Genomic DNA, 427 nt, shown 5'->3' with positions numbered 1-427 from the left:
CGGCGGCGATCAGCGGGGTCTTCGTGGCGCGCAGGTCCGAAACGGCAGGATTCCCTTAACCTTGCCGGCCAGCTCTGAAGATTGGGTTACGCCGCCCAGTCGCCGGGCGCCGTGTCGCGCCTCGCCTCGGCATCGCGCATAGCCTCCGCCGCGCGGTCCAGCACCTCCAGCCCGGCGCCGGGCTTGATCGCCTCGACCGTCAGAATGCGACGGAACGCCCGCGCGCCCGGCCGGCCGTGCATCAGGCCCAGCATATGCCGCGCCATCGCGGGCAGGGCGACGCCTTCGTCCAGACGCGCGGCCATATAGGGCCGATAGCGCTCCAGCGCGGCGAAGGCGTCGATGTCCTCGACCGGCGCGCCATACAGGCGACGATCCGCCTGACCCAAAATGGCCGGCTCGTGATAGGCGGCGCGGCCCAGCATGA

Annotated in this window: 1 protein-coding gene; it reads right to left on the bottom strand. The window is 71.2% G+C overall.

Going from position 1 to position 427, the window contains the following annotated elements:
• Window positions 1-86: 86 nt before the first annotated feature.
• The coding region (locus tag B3T77_RS06085) for a tRNA-dihydrouridine synthase (protein WP_292078183.1) at window positions 87-427 on the bottom strand (341 nt) is incomplete at its 5' end.

Origin of the sequence: Brevundimonas sp. UBA7838 (assembly GCF_002500885.1) — a bacterium.
GTDB lineage: Bacteria > Pseudomonadota > Alphaproteobacteria > Caulobacterales > Caulobacteraceae > Brevundimonas > Brevundimonas vesicularis_C.
The sequence above is the reverse complement of the archived record's forward strand: the minus strand, read 5'-3'. Positions and strand labels throughout refer to the sequence as shown.